The organism is Pseudomonas sp. REP124 (genome assembly GCF_020164475.1).
In the GTDB taxonomy this organism is placed as follows: Bacteria; Pseudomonadota; Gammaproteobacteria; order Pseudomonadales; family Pseudomonadaceae; genus Aquipseudomonas.
The window spans coordinates 1-6951 of sequence record NZ_JAIQWX010000229.1 but is presented as its reverse complement, the minus strand read 5'-3'; the positions used below and the strand labels follow the sequence as shown (position 1 = coordinate 6951).

At 61.7% G+C, this 6951-nt stretch carries 8 protein-coding genes; 2 read left to right on the top strand and 6 right to left on the bottom strand.

Translation table 11 applies throughout. The features are described from left to right. Positions 1-178: 178 nt before the first annotated feature. Positions 179-1063, top strand: a complete 885-nt coding sequence (locus K9857_RS29160) for a sugar nucleotide-binding protein (protein ID WP_175377106.1) — start codon at positions 179-181, stop codon at positions 1061-1063. 194 nt (positions 1064-1257) lie between these two features. Here the strand turns inward: K9857_RS29160 and K9857_RS29155 are convergent, their stop codons facing one another. From K9857_RS29155 to K9857_RS29135, 5 genes are all read right to left on the bottom strand, one after another. Continuing rightward, on the bottom strand, positions 1258-1956 hold the full coding sequence (locus tag K9857_RS29155) for an OmpW/AlkL family protein (RefSeq protein ID WP_224541848.1): 699 nt from the start codon (positions 1954-1956) through the stop codon (positions 1258-1260). Between the two features lie 236 nt (positions 1957-2192). Beyond that, on the bottom strand, positions 2193-2711 hold the full coding sequence (locus K9857_RS29150) for a DUF3299 domain-containing protein (protein ID WP_224541846.1): 519 nt from the start codon (positions 2709-2711) through the stop codon (positions 2193-2195). Positions 2712-2722: 11 nt separating this feature from the next. Continuing rightward, the gene (locus K9857_RS29145; RefSeq protein WP_224541844.1) at positions 2723-3988 is read right to left on the bottom strand and encodes an ABC transporter permease; all 1266 of its coding nucleotides are present in this window, start codon (positions 3986-3988) and stop codon (positions 2723-2725) included. Between the two features lies 1 nt (position 3989). Beyond that, on the bottom strand, positions 3990-4700 hold the full coding sequence (locus K9857_RS29140) for an ABC transporter ATP-binding protein (protein WP_224541842.1): 711 nt from the start codon (positions 4698-4700) through the stop codon (positions 3990-3992). Between the two features lie 157 nt (positions 4701-4857). Further along, on the bottom strand, positions 4858-5448 hold the full coding sequence (locus K9857_RS29135) for a DUF2796 domain-containing protein (protein ID WP_224541840.1): 591 nt from the start codon (positions 5446-5448) through the stop codon (positions 4858-4860). Positions 5449-5582: 134 nt separating this feature from the next. On the opposite strand from K9857_RS29135, the gene K9857_RS29130 reads away from it, so the two are divergent. Continuing rightward, on the top strand, positions 5583-5924 hold the full coding sequence (locus K9857_RS29130; protein ID WP_224541838.1) for a hypothetical protein: 342 nt from the start codon (positions 5583-5585) through the stop codon (positions 5922-5924). Between the two features lie 61 nt (positions 5925-5985). Here K9857_RS29130 and trxA read toward each other — a convergent pair whose 3' ends face one another. After that, positions 5986-6858: a thioredoxin gene (gene trxA, locus K9857_RS29125; RefSeq protein WP_224541836.1), complete on the bottom strand. Its 873-nt coding sequence runs from the start codon at positions 6856-6858 to the stop codon at positions 5986-5988. Between the last annotated feature and the right edge of the window lie 93 nt (positions 6859-6951).

Here is a 6951-nt window from a genome sequence, read left to right as displayed (position 1 = left end):
GCGAGCCTGCTCGCGATTGGCCCGCACGGGCACTGCGGCACTCGGGTATCTACACTTTGCGGATGACGGTTGCGCACTAAACCCGCAAAATGCAACGATTCCGGCAACTATCGACGACATCGCCCACAGGCGCTGTCGATAAAACCATTGTTCCAATCAGACTGGGCCTGCTGACTTTATGCGAATGCGCCTTATGTTACTGGGCGGCGGAAATGCCCTTGGGCAGGCGCTGATTCGCCTCGGTGCAGAGGAAGACATCAATTTCCTTGCCCCCCGCCCGCCGCAAGACGGCTGGGATGCCGCGAGCCTGACCCAACTGCTCGACGACACCCGCCCGGACGCGTTGATCAACCTTGCGTACTACTTCGACTGGTTCCAGGCCGAAGCGGTCAGCGAGCAGCGTCTGGCCGGGCAGGAGCGGGCGATCGAGCGTCTGGCCGAACTGTGCCAGCATCACAATATCGTTCTGCTGCAGCCTTCGAGCTATCGCGTGTTCGACGGCTCCCGCGCCACGGCCTACAGCGAAAAGGACGAGCCGGTACCGCTGGGCCTGCGCGGCCAGGCGTTGTGGCGGATCGAACAGAGCGTACGCGCGACTTGTCCGCAGCACGTTTTGCTGCGTTTCGGCTGGCTGCTCGATGACAGCCCCGACGGCACTCTGGGGCGTTTCCTCGGTCGGGCCGAGCGTCCGGAAGAACTGTTGATGGCCGATGATCGTCGGGGCAATCCGACACCGGTGGACGACGCAGCGCGGGTCATCATCTCGGTGCTCAAGCAACTCGATTGCGCGGCGCCGCTTTGGGGCACCTATCACTACGCCGGACACGAGGCGACCACGCCGCTGGCGCTGGGGCAGGCGATCCTTACCGAAGCCCGGGCCTTGCATCCACTGGCCATCGAAGCCCCCACCGCCCAGGCCCACGCCGCGCGCCCCGACGCTGCGGAAGAGCCACAACACGCGGTACTGGCCTGCAAGAAAATCCTCCACACCTTCGGCATCAAGCCCCGCGCCTGGCGTGCGGCGTTGCCGGGGTTGCTGGATCGGTTCTACCGTCACGGCTGATTGCGCGATCACCTGTGGGAGCGAGCCTGCTCGCGATGTTCGTGAACGATGACGCTCAACGCCTGATACTCCGCGGCGTTCTTGCGTTTTTCGCGAGCAGGCTCGCTCCCACAGAGGAAAAAATGCAGGAATAGAAAAAAGGCGCCCCATCAGGCGCCTTTTTTTACAGCTCGTTCCCACCACGTGAACGATTTTTAGAACTTGTAGCCCACACCGACCATGTACACGAATGGATCTGCGTCCACGTTGACTCGTGCCCGGGTGCCCGGTGCGACGGCGTTGTTTTCCACGGTCGCGCGGGTTTCGATGTCGATGTAGCGCAACTGGGCGTTGAGCAGGATGTGGTCGGTCAGCATGTAGTCCGCACCAACTTGCCAGGCCACGCCCCAGGAGTTTTTCGTGTTGAAGTTGCTGAAACCGTTGGCGCGGGCTTCGCTGCTCAGGTGTTCGTCGTACATCCAGGTGTAGTTGACGCCCGCACCGACGTAAGGCTGAAACGCCGACTTGGAGTCGAGCGGGTAGTACACCAGGCTCAGGGTCGGCGGCAGTTGTTTGAAGCTGCCGAGCTTGCCGTTGGCTGCGCTCAGGGCGGTGCCCTTGAGTTTCACGTCATGCTCGAACGGCGTGGCCGCCAGCAGTTCGATGCCCAGGTGGTCGGTGATCATGTAGGCGAAGTTCAGGCCCAGCTGCGTGTCGCTGCTCAGCGTCGCCTTGCCGCCCAGATCGGCACCACTCAATGGACCCTGATCGACCTTCACGGTGGAGCTGTCGGTATTGGGGTCAACGGTGATCGCGCCGGCACGCAGGAGGATGTCGCCTTTTTCGTGGGCGTGGGCGAGCGGGGCTGCGAGCGCGAGAGCAAACAGCGTGGCGCCGAGCAGGGACTTGTTCATGGGGGCTCCAAAGGACGTTAAAAATTTTTGATGTCCAATGGTAAGGCGGCTAACGATTCGGTCTTTTGACTCAGCTCAAGGAAACAGTGAAGACGTGAGCCTTGGGGTGATTTTGATGGCCTCTTCGCGAGCAAGTCGAATCGTCGCACCGCCGCTCCCACATTTGAAATGCATTCCAGGGTGGGAGCGGGCTTGCTCGCGAAGACGGACTTTCAAACAATACAAATCTGCCGGAATCACTCCGGCAATTCGTACATGTAGATCTTGTCCGCCTGCATCTGATACCCGGCATCCGCCAGCTCGCTGGTGGACGCCTTGACCTGCATCGGCCCTTCGACCCAGTACGGCTGATACAGCTCGTCGACCTTCACCCCCACCTCGCTTTTGACATGCACGATCTGGTTCGACGGCGGTGGCGGAACGTGGATGCAGGCGCCGAAGTACGGCACCAGCAGGAACTCCGTGGTGCGGCCTTCCTCATTCACTTCCAGCGGCACGATGTAGCCCGGTAAGCGAATGTCCTGGCCATCCAGGGTCTTGACCACCGGCGCATTCGGCACGCTTTGTTTGGCCGCCGGCGCCGATTCGGCGGACAGCGCATCGCTCATCTTCGACAAGTCGTGCAGGGGCGTCATGTCCGGCACCACCGGCATGGCGTCCGGCGGAATCATCTCCGACCAGGTCAGCTCCTTCGGCTCGGCTGCCCACAGCGGCAGGGCGACCAGCATCAACAGCGCAAGCAGAGCGCGGGGCATTTTCAACATCCTCATAAACGGATCGACAGGCCATCGGCCAGGGATTGGCGATACGCGCGCCAGGCCGGCACGCTGCCCATTAACAGGGCGGCGAGCAGAATGCCAGCAAGCAGCGTCCATTCATACTCGCTTGGCCATGCCAGCGGCAGATACAGCCCGTAATTGGCCTGGACGTAACCTTGGGCTGCGGCGATGCACACATACAACAGCGCAAGGCCAGCGGCCACCCCCGCCAGCGCCAGGGCAAACGCTTCGAGCACCAGCAAGGTCGCGATATGCCAGGGCCGCGCGCCGACCGAACGCAGAATTGCCATCTCCCGGCGACGTTCGTTGAGGCTGGTGAGAATCGCCGTGAGCATGCCGATCAACCCGGTCAGCACCACAAACAGCGAGACCACGAACAAGGCTTTTTCCGCCGTGCCCATCAAGCTCCACAGCTCCTGCAGCGCCACGCCCGGCAGAATCGCCAGCATCGGTTCGCCACGGAATTCGTTGATTTCACGCTGCAGGGCGAAGGTGGAAATCTTGCTGTTGAGGCCGAGCATGAACGCGGTGATCGCTTGCGGCTTGAGGTCCATGTTGCGCGCCTGATCGGCGCTGACCCGCTCGTTGCCCCGGGCCGGAACGCCGTTGTGCCAGTCGATGTGAATCGCCTCCATGCCACCGAGGCTGATGTGCAACGTGCGGTCCACCGGGGTGCCGGTGCGCTTGAGAATGCCGACCACGGTAAATGGCTTGTCGTCATGCTTGACTAGGCTGATCGCCGCCACGCCGTGCGCCAGCACCAGTTTGTCGCCGAGCTTGTAGTGCAGGGCGTCCGCCACTTCGGCGCCGAGCACCACTTCGAACGGATCGGTGGCGAAGGCGCGGCCATCGGCCAGTTCCAGGTGTTGCTGGCGACCGTACTGGTAATGCTCGAAGTAGGCCTCGGTGGTGCCCATCACCCGATAACCGCGATGGGAATCGCCGAGAGACATCGGAATCGCCCACTTCACCTTCGGGTTGCTGGCGAAGTGTTCGAAGCTGTCCCAGCGGATGTTGTTGGTGGCATTGCCGATGCGGAACACCGAGTACAGCAGCAAGTTCACCGAGCCCGAACGCGCGCCGACGATCAGGTCGGTGCCGCTGATGGTGCTGGCGAAGCTGGCCTTGGCCTCGGTGCGCACCCGTTCCACGGCCAGCAGCAGGCAGACCGACAGGGCGATGGCGAAGGCGGTGAGGATCGCGGTGAAGCGGCGGTTAGCCAGACTGGCCATGGCTAGACGAAACAAGTACATCTCAGACCTCGGAAACAGTGGCGGCGCGATTGAGTTCGGCCAGCGACAGATGACGATCGAACAGCGGCGCCAGGCTCTGGTCATGGCTGACGAACAGCAGGCTCGAACCGGCCTCGCGACATTCGGCGAACAGCAGGCGAATGAAGTTTTCGCGGGCGTCGTAGTCCAGGGCGGAGGTCGGTTCGTCGGCGATCACCAGTTCCGGTTGGCCGATCAAGGCCCGCGCGGCGGCGACCCGTTGTTGTTGGCCAATGGACAGTGAATCGGCGCGGCGGCTGAGGATGTGTTCATCCTTCAAGCCGAGGTGGGCGAGCAGTGTCGCGGCGGCCTGGTCGACGCTGCCGTGCCGCTGCTTCGCCCGCTGGGCGCGCAGCCTGGAGAAGTGGCAGGGCAACTCGACGTTTTCCCGCACAGACAGAAACGGCAGCAGGTTGAACTGCTGGAAGATGTAGCCGGTGTGGTCGACGCGAAAGTGATCGCGGGCGCCGGCCGACAGTTGCGTCAGCTCCTGCCCGAGCAGGCGGATGCTGCCGCGATCGGGCTTTTGCACACCGCCGAGCAGGCCGAGCAGGGTGGTCTTGCCACTGCCGCTGGGGCCCTTGAGGAACAGGGTTTCGCCCGGTTCCAGGCGAAAGGCCGGGATGTCCAGCAGCGGTGGATGACCGGGCCAGCTGAAGCCCAGGTCGGACAGTTCGATGAGTGCTTGGGTCATGGCGCCGATTTCATTGAGTTGGAGATTTGTCTCAATTTTCACATTCAACACAATCCACTGTGGGAGCGAGGCTTGCCCGCGAAGAGGCCATTACAGTCAACATTGATGTTGCCTGTCAGGACGCCTTCGCGGGCAAGCCTCGCTCCTACAAGTGAATTTAGAATTTCAGGGACGCAGCCTTGGCTGTGACTTCCACCCCTTGCTGCCCGTTCGGGCTGATCAGTTGTACCTGAATTTTCTGGGTCGCCGGGAAAGTGTTGAAGATATTCGCCAGGTCCAGGGTTTTCAGCGCGGCCGGAGTGGCGCAGGTGAAGCTGTAGTGGGCGTGGATTTCGCTGTGGTCGTGATGATGTTCGTCTTTGGCGTCTTCATCGTGATCATCGTCGGCGTCCGGCTTGTCGCCGAACAATGGGCTATTGAGCTCCTGGCTCGTCACAACGCAACCGGCGGCCTTCGGCAGGCTGAACAGCGCCAGCGGGTTTTCCAGCTGGCTGCGGGCGGCGACGACCTTGGCCTTGTCGGCGTCAGTGGTGGCGGCGTGTTCGAAGCCCACCAGATTCATCGCCGGACTATCCAGTTCCAGCTCCAGGGTCTGGCCATCCAGCGCTGCGTTCAGGCGCCCGACACCGTGTTCGTGGGCACCAAGGCTGCCGTGCTCATGGTCGTGGTCATGATCATGCTCGTCTGCAGCATGGGCGACAGCCAGCGGCAACAGGGCAAACGGCAAAGCGAGCAACAGACGACGCATGGCGAATCTCCGGAAAGCAAATGAAAGAAATGTTATGTAATCTTATAACGTAAGTGCGGAGAGTTTGACTGCCTGCTTGGCGTTGCACAAGTCCCATGGGAGCATGCAGCGAAGAAATATGCGGGAGCAGACCTATGTTGCGAATTCGCGGAAGCATCGGCGAGTGGCCGGTGGATTTGACGCTGGAGATGGATGAGGCCGACTGGGCGCGGTTCGGCGCGCAATTGCAGGTGGAAAAAACCGAGGTCGTCGCAACGCCGGCCAAAGCGCCGAATCAGGATGAGGCGCTGTGGCAGATCGCCCGGGATTTGCTGCGCAAGGCCGGGCAGTTGAGCGGGCCGGATTTGCTGGATCAACTGGAAGGGCTGACCGGCAACGCGGTTTCAGGCAAGCGGCTGCTGGTGCGCCTGCGGCACAGTTCGGATGTGAAAGTGGAGAGTGGCGCGGATACGCCGATTTACCGCTGGATCGAGTGAAACGAAAAAGATCGCAACCGGCAGCTTCTACGGGAGAACTGCTGGCTGCGATCTTTTGATCTTAATAAAGCGCAGCAAACAACTTGCGACGGTACAGGGTCACCAACGGGTGATCATTACCCAGCAACTCGAACACCTGCAGCAACGTCTTGTGCGGCAAACCTTCGCTGTAGCTGCGGTTGCGCATGAACAGCTTGAGCAGACCATCGAGCGCCGCCTCGTACTGCTGGCGAGCCAGTTGCTGCACGGCAAGCTGATAAACCGCTTCATCGTCCTGCGGATCTTTCGCCAGGCGCGCCTTCAGATCGGCGGCGTCGGGCAGGTCCTTGGCCAGGCCCAGGAACTTGATCTGCGCCTTGGCGCCGGCAAGGGCTGCCTTGTGCTCATCGCTCTTTACCGCATCGAGCACCGCTTGCGCTTCGCTCAGCTCGCCGCGCTCGGTGAGGCAGCGCGCGTAGAGGATCAGCGCCTTGGCGTTGGTGTTGTCCTCGCCCAAAAGGACGGTGAGGATGGCTTCGGCGTCGGCAAAACGACTGTCATCGAACAGCGCCTGGGCTTGCTCGAACGGATCGGCCGCGGCAGGTGGCGGCATCTGGACATGGGGTTCGAGCAGCGCGCGAACGGCCGACTCGGGTTGCGCGCCGGCAAAGCCATCGACAGGCTGGCCATCCTTGAACAGCACCACGGTCGGCAGGCTGCGAATGCCGAAGCGGGCGACGATGTCCTGCTCGATATCGCAGTTGACCTTGGCCAGCAGCAACTCGCCCTGATAGCTCTCGGCGATGGTCTGCAGCATCGGCATCAGCACTTTGCACGGCGCACACCATTCGGCCCAGAAATCCACCAGTACCGGTTTGTGGAAAGAGTTCTCGATCACCGACTGGTCGAAATCGGCAGTCGTGGCGTCGAAGATGTACGGCGTTTGCTGACTCATGGGGGATCTCGTAAAAGCGTGAATGGGGCAACTATACGGCCTGGCGGGGTGTGGCCGGAAGCGGGTCGGGTATTGAGAGGTGTGTTGCGGGAT

Coding starts and splice junctions, on each gene's coding strand:
- K9857_RS29160 (WP_175377106.1), top strand. CDS start 179: ATGCGAATGCGCCTTATGTTACTGGGCGGCGGAAATGCCCTTGGGCAG.
- K9857_RS29155 (WP_224541848.1), bottom strand. CDS start 1,956: ATGAACAAGTCCCTGCTCGGCGCCACGCTGTTTGCTCTCGCGCTCGCA.
- K9857_RS29150 (WP_224541846.1), bottom strand. CDS start 2,711: ATGCCCCGCGCTCTGCTTGCGCTGTTGATGCTGGTCGCCCTGCCGCTG.
- K9857_RS29145 (WP_224541844.1), bottom strand. CDS start 3,988: ATGTACTTGTTTCGTCTAGCCATGGCCAGTCTGGCTAACCGCCGCTTC.
- K9857_RS29140 (WP_224541842.1), bottom strand. CDS start 4,700: ATGACCCAAGCACTCATCGAACTGTCCGACCTGGGCTTCAGCTGGCCC.
- K9857_RS29135 (WP_224541840.1), bottom strand. CDS start 5,448: ATGCGTCGTCTGTTGCTCGCTTTGCCGTTTGCCCTGTTGCCGCTGGCT.
- K9857_RS29130 (WP_224541838.1), top strand. CDS start 5,583: ATGTTGCGAATTCGCGGAAGCATCGGCGAGTGGCCGGTGGATTTGACG.
- trxA (WP_224541836.1), bottom strand. CDS start 6,858: ATGAGTCAGCAAACGCCGTACATCTTCGACGCCACGACTGCCGATTTC.